The following is a 19,388-nucleotide window of genomic DNA, read 5'->3' on the forward strand; positions in this document are numbered from 1 at the left end:
GCGCACGCTGTTTTTATGAAATGAGTTGCAATATGGATTTGTTAAACAAGATCAATGACCCGGCCGATTTGCGCCTGCTGTCGCGTGCGCAGCTGAAGCCGCTGGCCGATGAATTGCGCGCCTACGTGCTCGATTCGGTGTCGAAGACCGGCGGTCATCTGTCGTCCAATCTCGGCACCGTCGAGCTGACCATCGCGCTGCACTACGTGTTCAACACGCCGCGCGATCGCATCGTATGGGACGTCGGTCACCAGACCTATCCGCACAAGATCCTGACCGGTCGCCGTGATCAGATGCATACGCTGCGTCAGTTAAACGGCATATCGGGTTTCCCGCGCCGCGACGAAAGCGAGTACGACACTTTCGGCACCGCGCATTCGTCGACCTCGATCTCGGCGGCGCTTGGCATGGCACTGGCTGCCAAGATTAAAGGCCAGACCGGACCAGACGGTCCGCACGCGATTGCGGTGATCGGCGATGGCTCGATGACGGCCGGTATGGTGTTCGAGGCGATGAATAACGCCGGCGTGGTCGAAGACATCAACCTGCTGGTGATTCTGAACGATAACGACATGTCGATCTCGCCGCCGGTCGGCGCACTGAACCGTTATCTAGCGCGACTGATGTCCGGCCAGTTTTATGCCGCTGCCAAGCAGGTCGGCAAATCGATGTTGCCGGCGCCGATGCGTGAGCTCGCCAAGCGCTTCGAGGAACACGCCAAGGGCATGATCGTGCCGGCCACGATGTTCGAGGAATTCGGCTTCAACTACATCGGTCCGATCGACGGCCACGACCTCGATTCGCTGATCCCGACCCTGCAGAACCTGAAGCATCTGAAAGGGCCGCAGTTCCTGCACGTCGTGACCAAGAAAGGGCAAGGCTACAAGCTGGCCGAGGCCGATCCGGTGCTGTACCACGGCCCGGGAAAATTCAACCCGGCCGAAGGCATCAAGCCCGCGGCTGCCGGCAAGACTACCTATACCCAGGTGTTCGGCGACTGGCTGTGCGATATGGCGGCGCAGGACAAAAAATTGATCGGCATCACGCCGGCCATGCGCGAGGGCTCCGGCATGGTGCGCTTCGAGCAGCAGTTCCCGGACCGTTATTTCGACGTCGGCATCGCCGAGCAACATGCGGTGACGTTCGCCGCTGGCCTCGCCTGCGAGGGACTGAAGCCGGTGGTCGCGATTTATTCGACCTTCCTGCAACGCGCCTACGATCAGCTGATCCACGACGTCGCATTGCAAAATCTGGACGTCACCTTCGCGCTGGATCGCGCCGGGCTGGTCGGTGCCGATGGCGCGACCCATGCCGGCAATTACGACATGGCCTTCCTGCGCTGCATTCCGAACATGGTCGTGATGGCGGCCTCGGATGAAAACGAATGCCGCCAGATGCTGTCGACCGCCTACCAGTATCCGGGGCCGGCGGCAGTGCGTTACCCGCGCGGCGCCGGTATCGGTGCCGCGGTCGGCAAGCAACTCGACACGATCCCGCTCGGCAAGGGCGAAATCAAGCGCCAAGGCAAGGGCATCGCGATCCTGGCGTTCGGCACCATGGTGGCGCCGAGCCTGACGGCGGCCGAAGGCATCGACGCCACGGTTGCCAACATGCGCTTCATCAAGCCGCTGGATGCTGAGCTGGTAGCACAGCTGGCGCACAGCCACGATGCGCTGGTCACGGTCGAAGAGGGCGCGACGATGGGCGGTGCCGGCGCCGCGGTAGCCGAGACGCTGGCCGCCGCCGGGATCGTCAAGCCGCTGCTGATACTGGGCTTGCCGGACAAGTTTATCGACCATGGCGATGCGGCACGGCTGCTCGCATTGAACGGTCTGGATGCTGCTGGTATCGCCGCTGCGATCAGGCAGCGCTTCGGCACCGACGCGCCGCATCTGGTGGTCAAAGCCGCCTGTTAATAAGCAATCTATCCTGCACCATACAGTCAGGCTGCGGCGCGCGGCCTGACTGTATGGTGCAGGCAAGTCCTTTGATGCGCTATTCAGGCCACGGGCTTATCTGACCGGCATTGGCGCATGGCGCCGATGGTTATATTGTTGTACTGACAGCTGCGTGCGAGCGCAGTCAGGAGAAGGTGTTGGAAATCAAATTAAAAAAAGAAGTCGAGCAACAACTGATCGGGTCGATCCAGCGCTACTTCGCGCGGAACATGGATGGCGATATCGGCGAGCTGCAAGCCAGCATGCTGCTGCACTATGTTGTCGAAGAAATCGGCCCCAGCATTTACAACCAGGCCATCGCAGATGCGCAGGCGTATATGCTGGAAAAGGTACAGGATCTGGAAATCAGTTGCCATGCGCCTGAATTCGACTACTGGCATAAATCAGCCAGAAACACGGCGCAGCGCGGCAAGAAGTAAAACGATTTCCAGACCGATTGTTGCGGCTGCACCTGAGGCTGCAACTATCTGCAACTGCCTCTGCAAGCTTGTTATACCCGCTCGCGTTCTTTCTCCCACAACACATCCGAGCCGCCGGCAAACCGGTTCAGCACGCGCGACAGCACGAACAGCAGGTCGGACAAGCGGTTCATGTATTGTCGTGGCGCAGCGTTGATGGTCTCGGATTTGCCGAGGCTGACGATGGCGCGTTCGGCACGGCGACAGATCGTGCGGCAGACATGTGATTGCGACGCGGCGCGCGAGCCAGCCGGCAGGATGAAATCCTTGAGCGGCGGCAAATCCGCATTGTATTTTTCCAGCAGCGCATCGAGGCGCGCGACCTGCGCATCGGTGATCATGGTGTAACCGGGGATGCACAACTCGCCGCCCATGTCGAACAGGTCATGCTGGATCGAGATCAGCTCCTCGCGCAATGCGGGCGGCAGTTCTTCGCACAGCATCAGGCCGATCTGCGAATTGAGTTCATCGACGTCACCCATCGCGTGCACCCGCAAGCTGTCCTTGTCGGTCCGGCTACCGTCCCCGAGTCCGGTGGTGCCCTTGTCGCCGGTGCGGGTGGCGATCTTCGAAAGTCTGTTGCCCATTTTTTGCTCGATTCAAAGTCCGAAACCAGTCAGGATACGGCAAAAATGCCGGGTCTGGCGTATGCTGGACTGGGACATCGCCGATGGTGGCAACCGACCGCTGCGATGGGTGCGATAACACGGACTGGATGTAAAAATAACAAGACTAGACTTGTGCAAACGAGAAAGAAAGTAGGATGGGTGCAACCCATCTTTCTTCCTTGGTGCGCAATGATGGGTTGCACCCATCCTTCGAAATTACGTATTTTGCGTAAGCCCCGTCAAGATACTCCTTGTCATACGTGTTTTCGCCGTGTATTTAGTAATGGGAAATTGCATATACTGTCGCAGCATTGGGCCGTGCGCCGACTCCTCCATAACGCGCCCCCTGCTGTCATCGAAAGTGAATATGAATACAGTGACCGATCCGCAACTGTTGATCGCGCGCCAGCGTGCAGTGGTGGCAGCCTTGCGCGCGCGATTGCCGGCGCATTGCGTGTTGTTCAATGAAGAGGACACGCGGCCCTATGAATGCGACGGACTGCCGGCCTACCGCCAGTTGCCGATGGTGGTCGCATTGCCGGAAGACGAAGCGCAGGTGGTGGCGATCCTGAAAACCTGCCGCGATCTGCAGGTGCCGATCGTGCCGCGCGGCGCCGGCACCGGGCTGTCCGGCGGCGCGCTGCCGATTGTCGATGGGGTGGTGCTGTCGACTGCCAAGCTGAACAAGATCGTCAGGATCGATGCCTATTCGCGTACCGCGGTGGTGCAGCCCGGTGTGCGCAATCTGGCGATCTCGGATGCCGCCGGTCCGCTGGGGCTGTATTACGCACCCGATCCGTCGTCGCAGATCGCCTGCAGCATCGGCGGCAACGTGGCCGAAAACTCGGGCGGCGTGCACTGTCTGAAGTATGGCCTCACGGTACACAATGTGTTGCGGGTGCGGATGGTGACGATCGACGGTGACGTCGTCGAACTCGGCAGCGAGGCGCTCGATGCGCCCGGCCTCGATCTGCTGGCGGTATTCATCGGTTCCGAGGGCATGCTCGGCGTGGTCACCGAAGTCACGGTCAAGCTGGTGCCGAAGCCGCAATGCGCGCGCGTGATCATGGCATCGTTCGACGACGTGGTGAAGGGCGGCAACGCGGTCGCCAACATCATCGCGGCCGGCATCATTCCGGCCGGGCTGGAGATGATGGACAAGACCAGCGTGCGCATGGTCGAGCCGTTCGTGAAGGCCGGCTACGACATCGATGCCGCCGCGATCCTGCTGTGCGAATCGGATGGCACGACGGAAGAGGTCGAAGAAGAAATCGGCCGCATGATCGCGGTGCTCAATCACGCCGGCGCGACCGCCATTGCGGTATCGCAATCGGAGGCCGAACGGTTGAAATTCTGGTCCGGCCGCAAGAACGCATTTCCGGCGGCGGGCCGCATCTCGCCCGACTATTACTGCATGGACGGCACCATACCGCGCAAGCATCTGGCCAAGGTGCTGCTCGGTATCGCCGACATGGAAACCAGGTACGGGCTGCGCTGCGCCAATGTGTTTCATGCCGGCGACGGCAACCTGCATCCGCTAATCCTGTTCGATGCCAACCAGGAGGGCGAATTTCATCGCGCCGAACTGTTCGGCGCCGAGATTCTGGAGCTGTGCGTCGAAGTCGGCGGCACCATCACCGGCGAACACGGGGTCGGCATCGAGAAGATCAACTCGATGTGCATCCAGTTTTCGCCGGAAGAGCGCGAGGCCTTCTTCGGCGTCAAGCGCGCCTTCGATACGGCGTTCCTGCTCAATCCGGACAAGGCGATCCCGACCTTGGTGCGCTGCGCCGAATACGGCAAGATGCACGTCAAGCGCGGCCAGCTGAAGTTCGCCGATCTGCCGCGCTTCTGAAGCCGATCATGAAGCCGATCATGAACCCGATCATGAACCCGATCATGCCCACCACGGACACACGATGACTACCGAACAAGTTCAAGCGCAATTCAGGGAACGCATCCTGGCCGCCAGCGCCGGCAACACCGCGCTACGCATCCATGGCGGCGGCAGCAAGGACTGGTACGGTCAGGCGCTGCACGGCGAATTGCTCGATACCCGCGCCTACGACGGCATCGTCGATTACGAGCCGACCGAACTGGTGATCACGGCGCGTTGCGGCACGCCGCTAGCCGTGATCGAGGCCGCGCTGGCGGAGCGCAACCAGATGCTGGCGTTCGAGCCGCCGCACTTCGGTGCCGGCGCGACGATCGGCGGCGTGGTCGCCAGCGGCCTGTCCGGCCCGCGGCGCCAGGCCGCCGGCGCGGTGCGCGACTTCATGCTGGGCGCGGTGCTGATGGATGGCAAGGGCGAGGTGCTGCATTTCGGCGGCCAAGTGATGAAGAACGTCGCCGGTTACGACGTGTCGCGCCTGCTGGCCGGTTCGCTCGGGTCGCTCGGCCTGATCCTGGAGGTGTCGCTCAAAGTGTTGCCGAAGCCGTTTGCCGAAACTACGCGACGCTTCGCGATGCCGCAGCACGAGGCCTTGTGGCGGCTGAACGAGTGGGGCGCGCAACCGCTGCCGATCTCGGCCAGCGCCTGGCATGACGGGGTGCTGACGCTGCGCCTGTCGGGTGCCGATGCGGCGGTCAAGGCGGCCGCCAGAAAGCTGGGTGGCGAGTCGGTTGACGATGGCGCGGCATTCTGGCTCGCGTTGCGCGAACACGCGCTGCCGTTTTTCCGTGACGGCAAGGATCTGTGGCGCTTGTCGCTGCCGTCCCATGCACCGCAACTCGTGCTCGGCGGCGAACAAATGATCGAATGGGGTGGCGCGCAACGCTGGCTCAAAACCAGTTCGGATGCCAATTCGGATGCCGCTGGCATTCGTGCATCGGTGGCCGCCGCCGCCGGTCATGCCTGCCTATTCCGGGGCGGCGACAAGAGCGTCGGCGTGTTCCAGCCGCTGGCACCAGCGGTCGCGCGCATCCATCGCAATCTGAAAAACGCTTTCGATCCGGCCGGCATCTTCAATCCGGGCCGGATGTATCCTGGGCTTTAACCATGCAAACCAATCTCGCCGACTTCATCAAGCACACCCGTGAAGGCCAGGAGGCCGATGCCATTCTGCGCAGCTGCGTGCATTGCGGTTTTTGCACCGCCACCTGCCCGACCTATCAATTGCTGGGCGACGAGCTCGATGGTCCGCGCGGACGCATCTACCTGATCAAGCAGGTGCTGGAAGGGCAACCGGCGACCCGCAAAACCCAGCTGCATCTGGACCGTTGCCTCACCTGCCGCAACTGCGAGACGACTTGCCCGTCCGGCGTCGAATACGGCCGTTTGCTCGACATCGGCCGCAATATCGTGGAACAACAGGTCGATCAGCAAGGTGGCCGTCCGCTGGCACAACGGCTGCAGCGTGCCGTGCTGAAAGAGGTGCTGCCGCGCCGCTGGCTGTTTTCGCCGGCCCTGAAAACCGCACAGATGCTGCGCTGGTTTCTCCCCGAGAGCTTGCTCAACAAGGTCCCGGCGCGCCAGAAATCAGGGCGCTGGCCGCGCCGCGAACACGCGCGCAAGATGCTGCTGCTCGATGGCTGCGTACAGCCGGCGATGGCGCCCAACATCAACGCCGCCACTGCGCGCGTACTCGATGCGCTAGGTGTGCAGCTGGTCGTCGCGCCGAAGGCCGGTTGCTGCGGTGCTATCCGTTTTCACCTGAATGATCAGGACGGCGCACTGGCCGACATGCGCAGGAACATCGACGCCTGGTGGCCGCTGGTCGAAGCCGGGGTCGAGGCGATCGTGCTGACCGCATCCGGCTGCGGCGTCACCGTCAAGGATTACGGCCACTCGCTGGCGGCCGATCCGGCCTATGCCGTCAAAGCACAACGGATATCGGAACTGAGCAAGGATTTGAGCGAGGTTTTGCCGCAGTTTGAAGCGCAGCTCGCACAAAAGCTGAAGGGGAGGATCAGCAAGCGCGTGGCCTGGCATCCGCCGTGTACGCTGCAGCATGGCCAGCAAATCCGCGGCAAGGTCGAGGGCGTGTTGCGCGCCGCCGGTGTCGATGTGAAGCTGTGCGCCGACAGCCACCTGTGCTGCGGCTCGGCCGGTACCTATTCGGTGCTGCAGCCGGAATTGTCGTACCAGCTGCGCGACAACAAGCTGGCCAATCTGCTGGAAAGCAAACCCGACATGATCGTGTCGGCCAATATCGGTTGCCTGACGCATCTGCAGTCGGGCACCGAGACGCCGGTCAAGCACTGGATCGAGTTGATTGATAGCGCTTTATTGGCCGCGTAAAGCAAGCCAAAAGGGAGTTTAAAGTCTGTGAATCGGCGCGCTTGAAAAAGTGCGGCGCGCCGCTCATCGCCAGTGCCCATTGGCGCGCCAAATCCATCAAAGATCAGCGTCACAACAGGTGACCCGCGTGGGGCGCAGCTCATTGCCAACCTTGGCACGCCGCATGACGCCCACACACTTTACACTCGCGGATCAATCGCTGACAAGATCCGCATACTGCGGCCAAGTTTTTGTTGCAGCTATCAAATCTCCGTTTTCGATAGTCAATCGAAACAGTTCCCAATCCACCTCTATCGCTTTCCAACGCTGCCATTTCTTGCGCTCAAAACAGCGCATCTCACGAAAGATAGCAAAACGATTTGGATTACCTAAAGTCATCCTTTTAACAACAAAATTGATTCTTTATCCGTTAACTTGAAATTAAAAATAATTTCAATTACACTCCCCAAATCGTTTTGGTAGTGATGCTAGCGCACACAAAAAAAGCGAATAAAAACAGGCAATAAGCGACATGTGTCTTTGCAGTCCGGGGCGCACATGCGGGAAATTGCCGAAAACCAAAGGTACACACATACATTGGAGGAGACGACGTGAGATTCACAAGGATGGGATTGATCTTGGGCTTGTGCCCTATCGGTGCAATCGCGCAATCGGCGGTCACGATCTACGGCAGCATCGATGCCGGCGTGACCAGGGTGAGCAGTAAAGCAGGGCATTCGGTGGTTTTGTTGGATGCCGGTAACATGGCGCCTGACCGGATTGGCTTCCGCGGAAGCGAAGACCTGGGGCAGGGCTATCGGGCTATTTTCCTATTGGAAAATGGCTTTTTTTCAGATACCGGTGCAATGCGATGGTCGCAAAGTTTGTTTGACCGTCAGGCCTATGTCGGCATCGCTGGACCTTTTGGGGTCCTCACCATGGGCAATCAACTCGATAATTTACTGCCTGCGATCGGTGCCACGCTGACCAATGCAGCCTTGAGCGGCGGCTTTAACGAATATCACCCGGGCAATCTCGATAATCTGGCAATCGCGCCGCCCAATGCATTCGACCCGGCGGTGTTTGCCAATTCCATCAAGTTCGAGTCGATCGATATCAACGGTGTCAAAGCGCGCGCCAGTTATCGTGTGCCAGAGTCAGGCCCGGTGCGCGCGTCGTCCTATTCCGTCAATTATGCGCGCGGGCCGCTCTCCACCGGCCTCGCCTATTCCCGTTACAACAAGCGCCAATACAACCTCGCCGCACTGGGCATCACCGACTTGTTGGGGCAAACCGGCTTGTCCGCAATGACGCTGTTGAAAACCGATGCTGTCAGTACCGTGGCCGCAGGGGCCAGCTATCAGTTCAAGAACATATTGCTGCATGGAGCACTGACCCATGTGCGCATGGAATCCGGCGGAAATTCCGAAAGTTATCGGTCGGCGGAAGCGGGATTGAATTATCGATATACCCCGACTACCACCGGTATCGTCGGCGTGTCACAGACCGAACTTGGCACGAGGAAGTGGACACAGCTCAGCCTGAGTGCGGTGCACAGCCTGTCGAAGCGCACCGAGATTTATGCGCGGCTAACCGATCAAATCGCTTCTGGCGATGCGACGCAAGCGGCGATCTGGGGGCTTGGTCCGGCTGGGGTCGGCCACAAGCACCAGAGCGCGTTCCGGCTCGGCATGCATCATGGTTTTTAGCCGAATCTGATAGCGCAATTGCTCAACTACGGGCGGCACTGCCAAGCACTACGCGACAACAGTGCGAGTGCCGCCAGCATGGTTATTGCGCCGGTCATCGCGTACGACCGGCGCAACGCCTCAGCTCACAAGAGAGATCGACATGTCTAACAATTCTTTCATCGCCGCGGTCGACGAAATACTGCCATTACGCAAGCTGCTCGCGTTTGGTATGCAACACGTCCTCGTCATGGCTGCATCACCGATTGCATCGGTTTTTTTAATGAGCAAGGCGCTCGGATTTTCGCCGGCACTTGCGATTAACTTGCTCAGTGCGACATTCATCATTTGCGGACTGGGTACCTTGTTACAATCGTTTGGCCCGCGCGGTATTGGCGCACGTTTGCCATTCATCATGCTTCCCGGCGGCGCGCCGATTGTGCTGTTCATCCTGATTGCACAGCAAACCGACTTACAGACTGCGGCAGGAGCAGTCATTCTCACCGGCATATTTTATTTCTTGCTGTTGCCAATATTCAGGCGCTGCCTGCGATTTTTTCCGATGGTGGTGGTGGGGACCATGCTATTGCTGGTGTCCATCAACCTGGCGCAAGTATCGGGCAAATTAATTACTGGCAATCCCGGTTCTCCCGGATTTGGCAATCCTGCCAACCTGATGCTGGCGTTTGTGACAATCGGGTTGACCGTCATTTTCGCGAGAGTGCTCACCGGAATGGCAAGGCAGTTGTCCATTCTTCTCGGACTAGTGGGCGGCGCGATCGTCGCCGCCAGCATCGGGGCATTTCACTTCGATCAACTTTCCCTCTCGCCACTGGTCAGCGCACCGTCCTTTCTCCCTTTTGGGATGCCCAAGTTCGACCTTCTTGCGGCGATCCCGCTGTTGCTGTTCAGTGTGATTTCGATGGTGGAAGCCACTGGGCAGACGATCGCCATCGGCGAAGCAGTCGGCAAGGATATTGATAAGCAACGCGATGTACCAAAGACGATCCGCGGCGATGCACTCGCATCCCTGATTGGCGGCTTTCTTGGCACCTCGCTGATTATCACCAGTGGTGAAAATATCGGCATTATCCGGGCTACCGGTGTCCGGTCGCGCTTTGTCACGGCAACCTCTGGCATCGTGCTGGTCCTGTTCGGACTATGCGTGCCGATATCGAAACTGATTAGCGCCATCCCCGAAGCGGTGGTGGGGGGTACTGGGTTGATCGTGTTTGCCATTGTCGGAACGATGGGGATCGACATGTTAAGACGTGTCGACCTGCGTGAACACGCGAACATGTACATCGTCGCCGTCGCGCTTTGTATTGGCTTGTTGCCGATTTTGATTCCAGGCATGTACGGCCAGTTCTCCCCGAATGTACGAATCCTCTTGGGAAACGGTGTCGCCATGGGCGCGATTACCGCAGCACTCATGAATTGCCTCTTTTTTCACGTCGGTCGCCGGCAGCCGGAGACGAAAAATTCTGAGCCACACCAATCCTCCGCTTCATGAGAAATCGCGGTCGCGCATCTTGATTCGCGCGAACCGCGGTACGAAGTCCGAATCCTTATCTACAGCTTGAAAGTAAACATGAAATCCACCCGTATTCCAGAGGCACTCAAGCATGAGATGACGCTGATTATCCCGGAATGGCTGCTACTGAAAACCGGCCCGGTACGCGAACACGCCGTCGTGATATCGGATGGAAAATTTGTCGCTGTCGGTCTTGCCACGGAGTTGCAGCAGCAGTTTGCCGGGCTCCCTACCGTCATGCTCAACGACAGCTTGCTGATGCCTGGATTGATCGATACGCATCATCACTTGACCCAGACCTTTGGCAAATCCCTGGTGTTTGGCGAACCGTCTGAAATCTTTCGTCGGGTCTGGGTGCCGTTGGAGGCAACCCTCAATGACGAACATCTGTATTTAGCCTCCAAAATGGCAGCGCTGGAAGCGTTGCGGGGCGGGTTCACCACCGTGTGCGACGCCGGTACACGTTCCGATGCCGGTTTGAATGCGATCGCCAAGGCAGTCATCGATGTCGGCATGCGGTGTGTGCTGGGCCTGATCTGCAACGACTTGGGCGGTACCGCCAATGCCGCACCGCCTGACGAGATACTGCAGCGGGCGCAACGTCATCTGGCGCATTACGAAGCTAACGCATTGATTTCCCCGTCGCTGGCGATCTCGATCCCGGAAGTGGGTTCCGACATGATGTTGCATCGCGTTTCACGCCTGTGCGCGGAAGCTGGCCGGATATTTCAAACGCATGCCAACGAACATCTGGTCGCGGTAGAGCGTTCAATGGTGTCACGCCAGCTGCGTCCGATCGAACTGCTGCAGCGGGTCGGTGCACTCGGGCCGCAGACGCTATTGGCGCATGCGACGTTGGTCACGCCGACCGAACTGAAAATGCTGTGCGATACGGATACGGCAGTCAGTTATAACCCGGTCGCCAGCGCCTGGAAAGGGAACGCAGTGGCACCGGCACACCTGATGTCTACCTTCGGGATCCGCTTGGGCCTCGGCACCGATGGCACCCGAGGCGACGGCTTCCGCTTGATGGATTATGCGGAAGCAGCGCAGCGCTTTGCCTTCGGTATGGGGGGCGGTGATTCCTCCTGCGGCGCTGGCTGGTTGTGGTGCGATCTCGCCACTCACGGTGGCGCCGACGTGTTGGGGCTCGGTAATCAGATCGGTGAGATTGCGGTCGGGAAGAGTGCCGATTTCCTGCTGCTCGATCTTCAGGTGCCGGAAATGTTGCCGTCGTGGGACCTAACCTGGGAACTGGTTCGCCTGGCGAACCGAGATCAAATTACGGCGGTGTTCGTGGCTGGCAAGCTGCGTTTGTGGCAGGGTTGGCCGATCGATTGGGACGCCGATGCGCTGATGCGGCAATACATTGAGGTGGCAAAGACGGTCGTCGCGCAAGCTCCGATCACAAAGGTGCATGAGTTTAGTTCAGTGCATCGGCGGCAGCATCTGACGCAGCAAGCCAGCAATAGAAATGGTGGAACAGGGATGGGGGCGCGAGTATGAGCATGAGTTTAATGGTGCTGGTGTGGATGGGGTTGGCGGTATTGATCGGCGCATTCATACAAGGCACAACCGGGATGGGTTTTGCGCTCATCGTGGCGCCGGTCATCGGCATTTTGGAACCGAGACTGATTCCCGGTTGCCTGCTTATTTTGATGTTGCCGCTGAATGCCTATATTGCTTGGCGGGAGCGTGGCGCGATCGATTTTAACGGGACCAAATGGATCACGGCAGGACGGGTAGCCGGCACCTTTGGCGGGCTTTGGGTGCTGATCGCCATCCCATTGGCTTATCTGAATGCGCTGATTGGCGGCACCACGATTTTAGCTGCGCTGGTCAGCTTGCTGGTGCCGGCATTTTCCCCTGGCAAAAAAGCTTTTGTGTCGACCGGCTTTTTTACTGGAATAACCGAAACGGCAACCGGCATTGGCGGTCCGCCGCTGGCCTTGGTGTATCAGCATATGCCGGTCGCAACGGTACGCTCGTCGATTGCGTTATGCTTTCTTATCGGGGAGATTATTTCATTAACAGTGCTGGCGTTCAACGGCCGTATTGTGATGGCGCATCTGACGCAGGCGCTTGAGCTGATTCCGGTACTGGCAATCGGTATCTTCGCCAGCCATGTGATTCACCAGAAGATCAATTCGCGGTTACTGCGTAGTGCAGTCCTCGTCTTCGCGATCGTTTCCGGGATATTCATTCTGCTACATGGCTAAGGCACCGCTGAGAGTGGCGTCACCGCATCGTGGATTTTCTTGCGATAATCTGGGGTGTCGGTCCCATCACCACATCGCGTCTGCGGTCGGCGCAGATATGCTCGAACAGCAGTTCCACCGCTAAAGAAGCTACTTCCTCCAAATGCAGATTCACCGCAGTCATCGGTGGTTCGCTATTGCGTGCACGCAAGCCGTCGTAGCGGGTGACGAGCATGACATCATCCGGTACCCGTTTTTCCAATGCGCGCAATGCTCTGAGGGCCCCCGTGGCGAAGGCGTCGACTGGTACGCAAATCGCATCGATCTCCGGATGATCGGCCATCAGCTGCATGCAGGTGAGGCGGCCCGATTCTTCGCCGCCAGATTCATCGGCCTTCGAAATAAAGCACGGCAAATTTTTGTCGCGCACAAATTCCTGGTAGACGCGCTCGACTTCAAGGTAGGAGTAACGGGATTGCGCTCCGATCAACAGCGATATGCGGCGTGCGCCCTGTGCATATAAATGCTCGAGTAGCAGCCGACCGGTCAAGGCGGGCTGTAAATCGACGTAGGGGAGCGGGGTTGTTGTACTGAGCTGTCGGCCGATGCAGACGATGCTGACACCGCGTTCCTTTAATCGCAAAATTTGCGGATCGTCCGCCACCGGTTCGATGACCAGAGCGCCGTCGATATCCAATCCGTCGAGCAATTCCCTGGAGCTTTCCAACGAGGGCACCAGCATGAGTGCCAGGCCCTTCGCCAGCGCGGCTTCCGCCGCAATCGCAGCGATCTCCATCATGAACCCGAGACGCGAGGTGCCGCCGGCAACGGCAAACGGCATCGACGAAAAAAGCGCAATGCAATTCGCTCTGCCTGTCCTTAGTCTTTGTGCGCGCAAATTCGGACGATAGCCTAGCTGCTCGGCAATACGCTTTACCTTGGCGCGCGTGGCAGGATCGACATACCCACGGTCGTTCAACGAGTGCGATACGGTGGTAAGCGACACGCCAGCCTCGCGCGCCACATCGCGAATGGTCAGGCGACGTAGTTCAGTCGTTGCAGGCACTGATATGGCGTTCTTTTTACTCATCGACCTTGGGGGGGCGTAAATTGCAGACGTGGGCGGGACATTTCTTTGGGCGGGAATATTTCAGGATGAAAATCCGGTCCAGTGACTGCGCATGCCAGTACCTCGTCCAGCACTATTCTGCCAGCAGCTTGTCGATATCGCCGATCAGTTCCTCCGGCTTGGTCAGTGACGCATAGCGCTTGTACACGGTGCCGTCCTTCTTCACCAGAAACTTGGTGAAATTCCACTTGATCGCTTCGCTGCCGAGCACACCGGTGGCAGCGTTTTTCAGATACTTGAACAGCGGGTGCGCTTGCTCACCGTTGACATCGATTTTCGCGAATAGCGGAAAATTCACGCCGTAATTCTTTTCGCAAAACGCACCGATCTCGTCCGCGCTACCCGGTTCCTGCGCACCGAACTGGTTGCATGGAAAGCCGAGTACCAGGGCACCCTTGTCCTTGAACTGCTGATAGACCGCTTCCAGTCCCTTGTATTGCGGCGTAAAGCCGCAGTTGCTGGCGGTATTGACGATCAGCAATACCTTGCCCTGATAGCTTTTCAGGTCGACCGGTGCGCCGGTCAGACTGTCGGCCGTGAAATCGTAGACATTTCCCATGATCTTCCTTCAAAAAAATTAAACGATACCCAGGTGGGACGTGCCCGCCGCCAGGTCGCGGTTCTTGGCATCCTTGCCGTGCAACTTGATCATCAGACGCAGGTCGTTGATCGAGTCGGCGTTGCGCAGCGCATCTTCATAGCTGATCTTGTCGGCTTCGTACAGGTCGAACAGCGCCTGGTCGAAAGTCTGCATCCCCAATTCACGCGATTTTTTCATCGCCTCCTTGATCTCGTGCACATTGCCCTTGAAGATCAGGTCGGAAATGTACGGCGAGTTCAGCATGATCTCGATCGCGACGCAGCGACCCTTGGTGTCGCGCAGCGGGACCAGCCGCTGTGAAATCATGCCTTTCAGGTTCAGCGACAAGTCCATCAGCAATTGCGCGCGGCGCTCTTCGGGGAAGAAGTTGATGATCCGGTCCAGCGCCTGGTTCGAGCTGTTCGCGTGCAGCGTCGCCAGACACAAGTGGCCGGTTTCGGCAAACGCGATCGCATGGTCCATGGTTTCACGGTCGCGGATCTCGCCGATCTGGATCACGTCCGGCGCCTGGCGCAGGGTGTTTTTCAGCGCGACGCCCCAGTCCTCGGTGTCGACGCCGATCTCGCGCTGCGTGATGATGCAGTTCCTATGCGGATGGACGAATTCGATCGGGTCCTCAATCGTGATGATATGACCGTAACTGTTTTCGTTGCGATGCCCGACCATCGCCGCCAGCGTGGTCGATTTGCCGGAGCCGGTGGCGCCGACCATGATCACCAGGCCGCGCTTGGTCATCACCACTTCTTTCAATACTTCCGGCAAACCGAGCGCGTCCATTTTCGGAATCTCGGTAGTGATGGTGCGCAATACCATGCCGACGTGGCCGAGCTGCACGAAGGCCGACACGCGAAAGCGACCGAGCCCGCTCGGGCTAATCGCAAAATTGCATTCCTTGCTGACTTCAAACGCGGCGGTCTGCTTGTCGTTCATGATCGCGCGCGCCAGTTCGACCGTGTGGGTCGCGGTCAGCGGTTGGTTCGATACCGGCGTCAGCTTGCCGTCGATCTTGATCGCCGGCGGAAAATCCGCGGTGATGAACAGATCCGAGCCGTTCTTGCTGACCATCAGGCGCAGCAAGTCAAACATGAATTTGGTGGCCTGATCGCGTTCCATTTTGATTCCTAGAGGTCGAGGATGTGCAACTGGTGCAGTTGGAGCAGCTGGTTCAGCTATTCTAACCGGGGAAGTTATCCGGGGTTTTGGCGGCGGCGCGCGCGGTGCCGACCGAGATCACATTGCGCCGCACCAGATCCGTCAGGTTCTGGTCCAGCGTCTGCATGCCGACATTGCTGCCGGTCTGGATCGCCGAATACATCTGCGCGATCTTGCTCTCGCGAATCAGGTTGCGGATGGCCGGCGTGCCGATCATGATTTCGTGCGCCGCGACCCGTCCGCCACCGTCCTTGGTTTTGAGCAGGGTTTGCGAGATGACCGCTTGCAGCGACTCCGACAGCATCGCGCGCACCATTTCCTTTTCATCGGACGGGAACACGTCGACGATACGGTCGATGGTCTTGGCGGCGGACGAGGTATGCAGCGTGCCGAATACCAGGTGGCCGGTTTCGGCCGCTGTCAGCGCCAGCCGGATCGTTTCCAGGTCGCGCAATTCGCCGACCAGCACCACGTCAGGATCTTCGCGCAGCGCGGAGCGCAGCGCATTATTGAATGACAGCGTATGCGGGCCGACTTCGCGCTGGTTGATCAGGCATTTCTTGGAATCGTGCACGAATTCGATCGGGTCTTCGATCGTCAGGATGTGTGCGTATTCGTTTTCGTTGACATGGTTGACCATCGCTGCCAGCGTAGTCGACTTGCCGGAACCGGTCGGGCCGGTGACCAGCACCAGGCCGCGCGGCTTAAGCGACAGATCGGCGAAAATTTTGGGGCAGTTCAGGTCTTCCAGGCTCAGGATCTTGGACGGAATGGTCCGCAGCACTGCGGCCGCGCCGCGCTCCTGGTTAAAGGCGTTGACGCGAAAACGCGCCAGGCCAGGGATCGCAAACGAAAAATCGACTTCCAGCATTTCTTCGTAATTCTTGCGCTGTCCGTCGTTCATGATGTCATAAATCATGCCGTGCACGTCCTTGTGTTGCAGCGGCGGCAGATTGATGCGGCGCACATCGCCGTGCACGCGGATCATCGGCGGCAGACCGGACGACAGGTGCAAGTCCGAGGCGTTATTTTTGACCGAGAACGCGAGCAGTTCTGAAATGTCCATTTATAATCCCTGAGCCCTCTGTTGAGGTATGTTTGTTGCAACTATGCAAGTTTTTTAATTCTTTTGATTATGTCCGCAATCCCCCAAAACTTGCAAGTTGTGCGTGACGGTATCGCCGCCGCAGCCAGAATAGCGTTGCGAGATCCGCAGTCGGTGCAGCTGCTGGCAGTCTCCAAGACCTTCGACGCGGCCGCCGTGGTGGCGGCTGCACAAGCCGGGCAGCGCGCTTTCGGCGAGAATTATCTGCAGGAAGCACTCGACAAGATGGCCGCGGTCAAGGCGGCCCAACCCGATCTGTTGCTGGAATGGCATTTCATCGGGCCGATCCAGAGCAACAAGACCAGGCAGATTGCCGAGCATTTCGACTGGGTGCATGCGATCGACCGCGAAAAGATCGCGCAGCGGCTGTCGGACCAGCGGCCGTCGGCGCTGCCGCCCTTAAATATCTGTTTGCAAATCAATATCAGCGGCGAAGCCAGCAAGAGCGGCGCGACTTTGGAGCAGGCACCAAAGCTGGCGCAGGCGATCGCCGCGCTGCCGCGTTTGCGTCTGCGTGGCCTGATGGCGATCCCGGAGGCGGCCGAGTCGGTCGCGTTGCAACGCCTGCCGTTTCACCGCCTGCATCAGCTATGGCAGGCCTTGCGGGAGCAAGGCCTGGACCTCGACACGCTGTCGATGGGGATGTCGAACGATATGACGGCGGCAATTGCCGAAGGCGCAACGATCGTGCGGATCGGCAGCGCCATTTTTGGAAAGAGGGACTATGCAAAATAATTTGAATGAGCAATTGAACATCAGCTTCATCGGCGGCGGCAATATGGCCTCCGCGTTGATCGGCGGGCTGGCCGGCAAGCTGACCGCGGCGACCAATATCTGGGTGGTGGACCCGAATCCTGAAGCGCTGCAGAAGCTGGCGCAGCAGTTCGGCGTGCGCACAGCGCCGCAGATCGATGCCCAGGTCGCTGCCTGCGACGTGGTGCTGCTGGCCGTCAAGCCGCAACAGATGAAACAGGTGGCCGCGCAACTGCTGCCGCACCTGGCTGCGCAAGCACAGCCGCCGCTGGTGTTGTCGATCGCCGCCGGCATCCGCGCCGCCGATCTGTCGCGCTGGCTGAATGGGCATCGGGCGATCGTGCGTTGCATGCCCAACACGCCGGCCCTGATCGGCCAGGGCATCACCGGCATGGTCGCGATGGCGGGGGTGTCACCACAGCAGCATGCGGCCGCCGATGCGATCATGCGCGCGGTCGGCGCCACGGTCTGGCTCGACGACGAAGCCTTGATCGACCCGGTCACCGCAGTATCGGGCAGCGGACCGGCCTATGTGTTCTATTTCATCGAGGCGATGCAGCAGGCCGCGCAGGAGATGGGGTTGAGCGCAGAGCAGGGCACGCAACTGGCGCTGGCGACCTTTGTCGGCGCCTCGCAACTGGCGGCGCAGTCGAGCGAGCCGGTCGCGCTGTTGCGCGAGCGCGTGACGTCAAAAGGCGGTACCACTTACGCCGCACTGACCAGCATGGAACAGAGCGGCGTGAAGGCGGCCATCGTCAAGGCGATGCAGGCGGCGGCAGCGCGCGGCAAGGAATTGGGCGAAGAACTGGGCCGCGACTGATCGGTCCGGCGTTGCTGCGACAGGTCGCTGCCGCATGTCGCCGGCGCATGTCGCAATCGGGTGTCGCAACCTCGCTAGGTCAAGCTCAAAGAGCAAACAGGCTACCTGGACTGAAGATTAGCAGCGCCAGCGCCTAATGCAACCCTAAGGCCCCTTTTTTCTTTCGGGCGGAGCTGACAATGAAGACTTTGCTTTTACCCTCGGGAAGGCCAATTTCCGTATTGGGGCAGGGAACATGGTACATGGGGGAAGACCCGGGTCAGAAAGAGCGGGAGATTGGCGCGCTTCGACTGGGCATGGATCTCGGCATGACCCTCATCGACACGGCGGAGATGTACGCCGACGGCAGCGCCGAAGAAGTCGTGGGTGAGGCAATCGCGGGACGCCGTGCCGAGGTATTTCTGGTCAGCAAGGTGTACCCGCACAACGCCGACCGACGCGGCACGCAGGCGGCCTGCGAGCGCAGCCTGCGGCGACTCGGTACCGATTATATCGATCTCTACCTGCTTCACTGGCGCGGCGCCGTTCCGCTCGCGGAAACGCTTGAGGCGTTCGAGTCGCTCAAGCAGGCAGGGAAAATACGCGATTTCGGTGTCAGCAATTTCGACCGCAACGATATGCAAGAGGCGAGTGAACTGCCCGGCGGTGAACAGATCGCGGTCAACCAGGTGCTATACAACCTGATGCGGCGGGGCATCGAATGGGACCTGCTGCCCTGGTGCCGTGAGCACGCCGTGCCCGTGATGGCATATTCTCCGCTCGAATCTTCTGTAACGAACGAGCAACGGCGGATGCTGGACAACCCGCGCTTGAAGTCGATCGCCCGACGGCATGGGGCCAGCCCGGCGCAGATCGCCTTGGCATGGCTGCTGCGCCAGGAGCACGTCATCGCCATTCCAAAGGCCGTCCATCCTGCGCATGTCCGCGAGAACCGTGCATCACTGGATATCATGCTCACGGCTCAAGATCTGGCGGAACTCGACCAGGCATTCCCGCCGCCCCGTCGGCATACTCCGCTCGAGATGAGATAAGCTCATTCGAGAGGCATTCCGGCGTGACCAGCCAAGGATATGAGGCGTCTGATCGTTGTGTGTACCTGTCATTGACAGGCTGCATCTACTCTCGTAGCCGCGCACATGGTGCTTCTCACCTGAACTGAGTGGCG

Annotated in this window: 18 protein-coding genes; 12 read left to right on the plus strand and 6 right to left on the minus strand. The window is 59.3% G+C overall.

Annotated features, from left to right (window positions below; genetic code table 11):
• Nucleotides 1–32 precede the first annotated feature (32 nt).
• Both dxs and ACFOFO_RS17890 read left to right on the plus strand, forming a co-directional pair.
• Complete coding sequence (dxs, locus tag ACFOFO_RS17885; protein ID WP_390322331.1) at nt 33–1,916, plus strand: 1-deoxy-D-xylulose-5-phosphate synthase; 1,884 nt, start codon at nt 33–35, stop codon at nt 1,914–1,916.
• Between the two features lie 179 nt (nt 1,917–2,095).
• Nucleotides 2,096–2,377: a DUF2164 domain-containing protein gene (locus ACFOFO_RS17890; RefSeq protein ID WP_390322332.1), complete on the plus strand. Its 282-nt coding sequence runs from the start codon at nt 2,096–2,098 to the stop codon at nt 2,375–2,377.
• A gap of 71 nt (nt 2,378–2,448) precedes the next feature.
• Here the strand turns inward: ACFOFO_RS17890 and ACFOFO_RS17895 are convergent, their stop codons facing one another.
• A complete protein-coding gene (locus ACFOFO_RS17895) occupies nt 2,449–3,003 on the minus strand; it encodes a cob(I)yrinic acid a,c-diamide adenosyltransferase (RefSeq protein WP_390332249.1) in 555 nt (184 codons plus the stop codon).
• A gap of 388 nt (nt 3,004–3,391) precedes the next feature.
• On the opposite strand from ACFOFO_RS17895, the gene ACFOFO_RS17900 reads away from it, so the two are divergent.
• From ACFOFO_RS17900 to glcF, 3 genes are all read left to right on the plus strand, one after another.
• Nucleotides 3,392–4,879, plus strand: a complete 1,488-nt coding sequence (locus tag ACFOFO_RS17900; protein WP_390322333.1) for an FAD-linked oxidase C-terminal domain-containing protein — start codon at nt 3,392–3,394, stop codon at nt 4,877–4,879.
• Between the two features lie 64 nt (nt 4,880–4,943).
• Nucleotides 4,944–6,020 (plus strand): glycolate oxidase subunit GlcE, encoded by a 1,077-nt coding sequence (gene glcE, locus ACFOFO_RS17905; protein ID WP_390322335.1) that lies wholly within the window; start codon nt 4,944–4,946, stop codon nt 6,018–6,020.
• A 2-nt stretch (nt 6,021–6,022) separates the two neighbouring features.
• Complete coding sequence (glcF, locus tag ACFOFO_RS17910) at nt 6,023–7,264, plus strand: glycolate oxidase subunit GlcF (RefSeq protein ID WP_390322336.1); 1,242 nt, start codon at nt 6,023–6,025, stop codon at nt 7,262–7,264.
• A gap of 192 nt (nt 7,265–7,456) precedes the next feature.
• Here the strand turns inward: glcF and ACFOFO_RS17915 are convergent, their stop codons facing one another.
• Nucleotides 7,457–7,642 carry a hypothetical protein gene (locus ACFOFO_RS17915; protein WP_390322337.1) on the minus strand — a complete coding sequence of 62 codons (186 nt, stop codon included), beginning with the start codon at nt 7,640–7,642 and terminating at the stop codon, nt 7,457–7,459.
• Between the two features lie 212 nt (nt 7,643–7,854).
• On the opposite strand from ACFOFO_RS17915, the gene ACFOFO_RS17920 reads away from it, so the two are divergent.
• From ACFOFO_RS17920 to ACFOFO_RS17935, 4 genes are all read left to right on the plus strand, one after another.
• A complete protein-coding gene (locus ACFOFO_RS17920) occupies nt 7,855–8,952 on the plus strand; it encodes a porin (RefSeq protein ID WP_390332252.1) in 1,098 nt (365 codons plus the stop codon).
• Nucleotides 8,953–9,094: 142 nt separating this feature from the next.
• Nucleotides 9,095–10,444 carry a uracil-xanthine permease family protein gene (locus ACFOFO_RS17925; RefSeq protein ID WP_390332254.1) on the plus strand — a complete coding sequence of 450 codons (1,350 nt, stop codon included), beginning with the start codon at nt 9,095–9,097 and terminating at the stop codon, nt 10,442–10,444.
• Between the two features lie 78 nt (nt 10,445–10,522).
• Nucleotides 10,523–11,971: an amidohydrolase family protein gene (locus ACFOFO_RS17930; RefSeq protein ID WP_390322339.1), complete on the plus strand. Its 1,449-nt coding sequence runs from the start codon at nt 10,523–10,525 to the stop codon at nt 11,969–11,971.
• Nucleotides 11,972–11,997: 26 nt separating this feature from the next.
• Nucleotides 11,998–12,684, plus strand: a complete 687-nt coding sequence (locus ACFOFO_RS17935) for a sulfite exporter TauE/SafE family protein (RefSeq protein WP_390327862.1) — start codon at nt 11,998–12,000, stop codon at nt 12,682–12,684.
• Between the two features lie 19 nt (nt 12,685–12,703).
• Here ACFOFO_RS17935 and ACFOFO_RS17940 read toward each other — a convergent pair whose 3' ends face one another.
• The 4 genes from ACFOFO_RS17940 to ACFOFO_RS17955 all read right to left on the minus strand — a co-directional run bounded on the left by ACFOFO_RS17940 (nt 12,704) and on the right by ACFOFO_RS17955 (nt 16,611).
• The gene (locus ACFOFO_RS17940; protein ID WP_390332256.1) at nt 12,704–13,729 is read right to left on the minus strand and encodes a LacI family DNA-binding transcriptional regulator; all 1,026 of its coding nucleotides are present in this window, start codon (nt 13,727–13,729) and stop codon (nt 12,704–12,706) included.
• A 136-nt stretch (nt 13,730–13,865) separates the two neighbouring features.
• Complete coding sequence (locus tag ACFOFO_RS17945) at nt 13,866–14,351, minus strand: glutathione peroxidase (RefSeq protein WP_390322342.1); 486 nt, start codon at nt 14,349–14,351, stop codon at nt 13,866–13,868.
• Between the two features lie 18 nt (nt 14,352–14,369).
• Nucleotides 14,370–15,506 (minus strand): PilT/PilU family type 4a pilus ATPase, encoded by a 1,137-nt coding sequence (locus ACFOFO_RS17950; RefSeq protein ID WP_390332259.1) that lies wholly within the window; start codon nt 15,504–15,506, stop codon nt 14,370–14,372.
• A 61-nt stretch (nt 15,507–15,567) separates the two neighbouring features.
• Entirely contained in the window at nt 15,568–16,611 is a 1,044-nt protein-coding gene (locus ACFOFO_RS17955; protein WP_390322343.1) for a type IV pilus twitching motility protein PilT, read from the minus strand.
• 69 nt (nt 16,612–16,680) lie between these two features.
• Here ACFOFO_RS17955 and ACFOFO_RS17960 point away from each other — a divergent pair, with 69 nt between their 5' ends.
• From ACFOFO_RS17960 to ACFOFO_RS17970, 3 genes are all read left to right on the plus strand, one after another.
• Nucleotides 16,681–17,385, plus strand: coding sequence for a YggS family pyridoxal phosphate-dependent enzyme (locus ACFOFO_RS17960; protein ID WP_390322345.1), 705 nt, complete (start codon nt 16,681–16,683; stop codon nt 17,383–17,385).
• Nucleotides 17,375–18,223, plus strand: a complete 849-nt coding sequence (gene proC, locus ACFOFO_RS17965; protein WP_390322346.1) for a pyrroline-5-carboxylate reductase — start codon at nt 17,375–17,377, stop codon at nt 18,221–18,223. Before ACFOFO_RS17960 ends, proC begins: the two co-directional genes overlap by 11 nt.
• Before the next feature lie 179 nt (nt 18,224–18,402).
• Complete coding sequence (locus ACFOFO_RS17970; RefSeq protein WP_390322347.1) at nt 18,403–19,254, plus strand: aldo/keto reductase; 852 nt, start codon at nt 18,403–18,405, stop codon at nt 19,252–19,254.
• Nucleotides 19,255–19,388 lie beyond the last annotated feature (134 nt).

Source organism: Pseudundibacterium arcticum (assembly GCF_042646465.1).
GTDB classification, from domain to species: Bacteria; Pseudomonadota; Gammaproteobacteria; order Burkholderiales; family Burkholderiaceae_D; genus Undibacterium_A; species Undibacterium_A arcticum.

Bases quoted from the DNA above. Each gene is read 5' to 3' on its own strand.
- ACFOFO_RS17925 (WP_390332254.1), top strand. From the start codon at position 9,095: ATGTCTAACAATTCTTTCATCGCCGCGGTCGACGAAATACTGCCATTA.
- ACFOFO_RS17945 (WP_390322342.1), bottom strand. From the start codon at position 14,351: ATGGGAAATGTCTACGATTTCACGGCCGACAGTCTGACCGGCGCACCG.
- ACFOFO_RS17960 (WP_390322345.1), top strand. From the start codon at position 16,681: ATGTCCGCAATCCCCCAAAACTTGCAAGTTGTGCGTGACGGTATCGCC.
- dxs (WP_390322331.1), top strand. From the start codon at position 33: ATGGATTTGTTAAACAAGATCAATGACCCGGCCGATTTGCGCCTGCTG.
- ACFOFO_RS17915 (WP_390322337.1), bottom strand. From the start codon at position 7,642: ATGACTTTAGGTAATCCAAATCGTTTTGCTATCTTTCGTGAGATGCGC.
- ACFOFO_RS17895 (WP_390332249.1), bottom strand. From the start codon at position 3,003: ATGGGCAACAGACTTTCGAAGATCGCCACCCGCACCGGCGACAAGGGC.
- ACFOFO_RS17935 (WP_390327862.1), top strand. From the start codon at position 11,998: ATGGGGTTGGCGGTATTGATCGGCGCATTCATACAAGGCACAACCGGG.
- ACFOFO_RS17900 (WP_390322333.1), top strand. From the start codon at position 3,392: ATGAATACAGTGACCGATCCGCAACTGTTGATCGCGCGCCAGCGTGCA.
- ACFOFO_RS17930 (WP_390322339.1), top strand. From the start codon at position 10,523: ATGAAATCCACCCGTATTCCAGAGGCACTCAAGCATGAGATGACGCTG.
- ACFOFO_RS17970 (WP_390322347.1), top strand. From the start codon at position 18,403: ATGAAGACTTTGCTTTTACCCTCGGGAAGGCCAATTTCCGTATTGGGG.
- ACFOFO_RS17950 (WP_390332259.1), bottom strand. From the start codon at position 15,506: ATGGAACGCGATCAGGCCACCAAATTCATGTTTGACTTGCTGCGCCTG.
- ACFOFO_RS17955 (WP_390322343.1), bottom strand. From the start codon at position 16,611: ATGGACATTTCAGAACTGCTCGCGTTCTCGGTCAAAAATAACGCCTCG.
- glcE (WP_390322335.1), top strand. From the start codon at position 4,944: ATGACTACCGAACAAGTTCAAGCGCAATTCAGGGAACGCATCCTGGCC.
- proC (WP_390322346.1), top strand. From the start codon at position 17,375: ATGCAAAATAATTTGAATGAGCAATTGAACATCAGCTTCATCGGCGGC.
- glcF (WP_390322336.1), top strand. From the start codon at position 6,023: ATGCAAACCAATCTCGCCGACTTCATCAAGCACACCCGTGAAGGCCAG.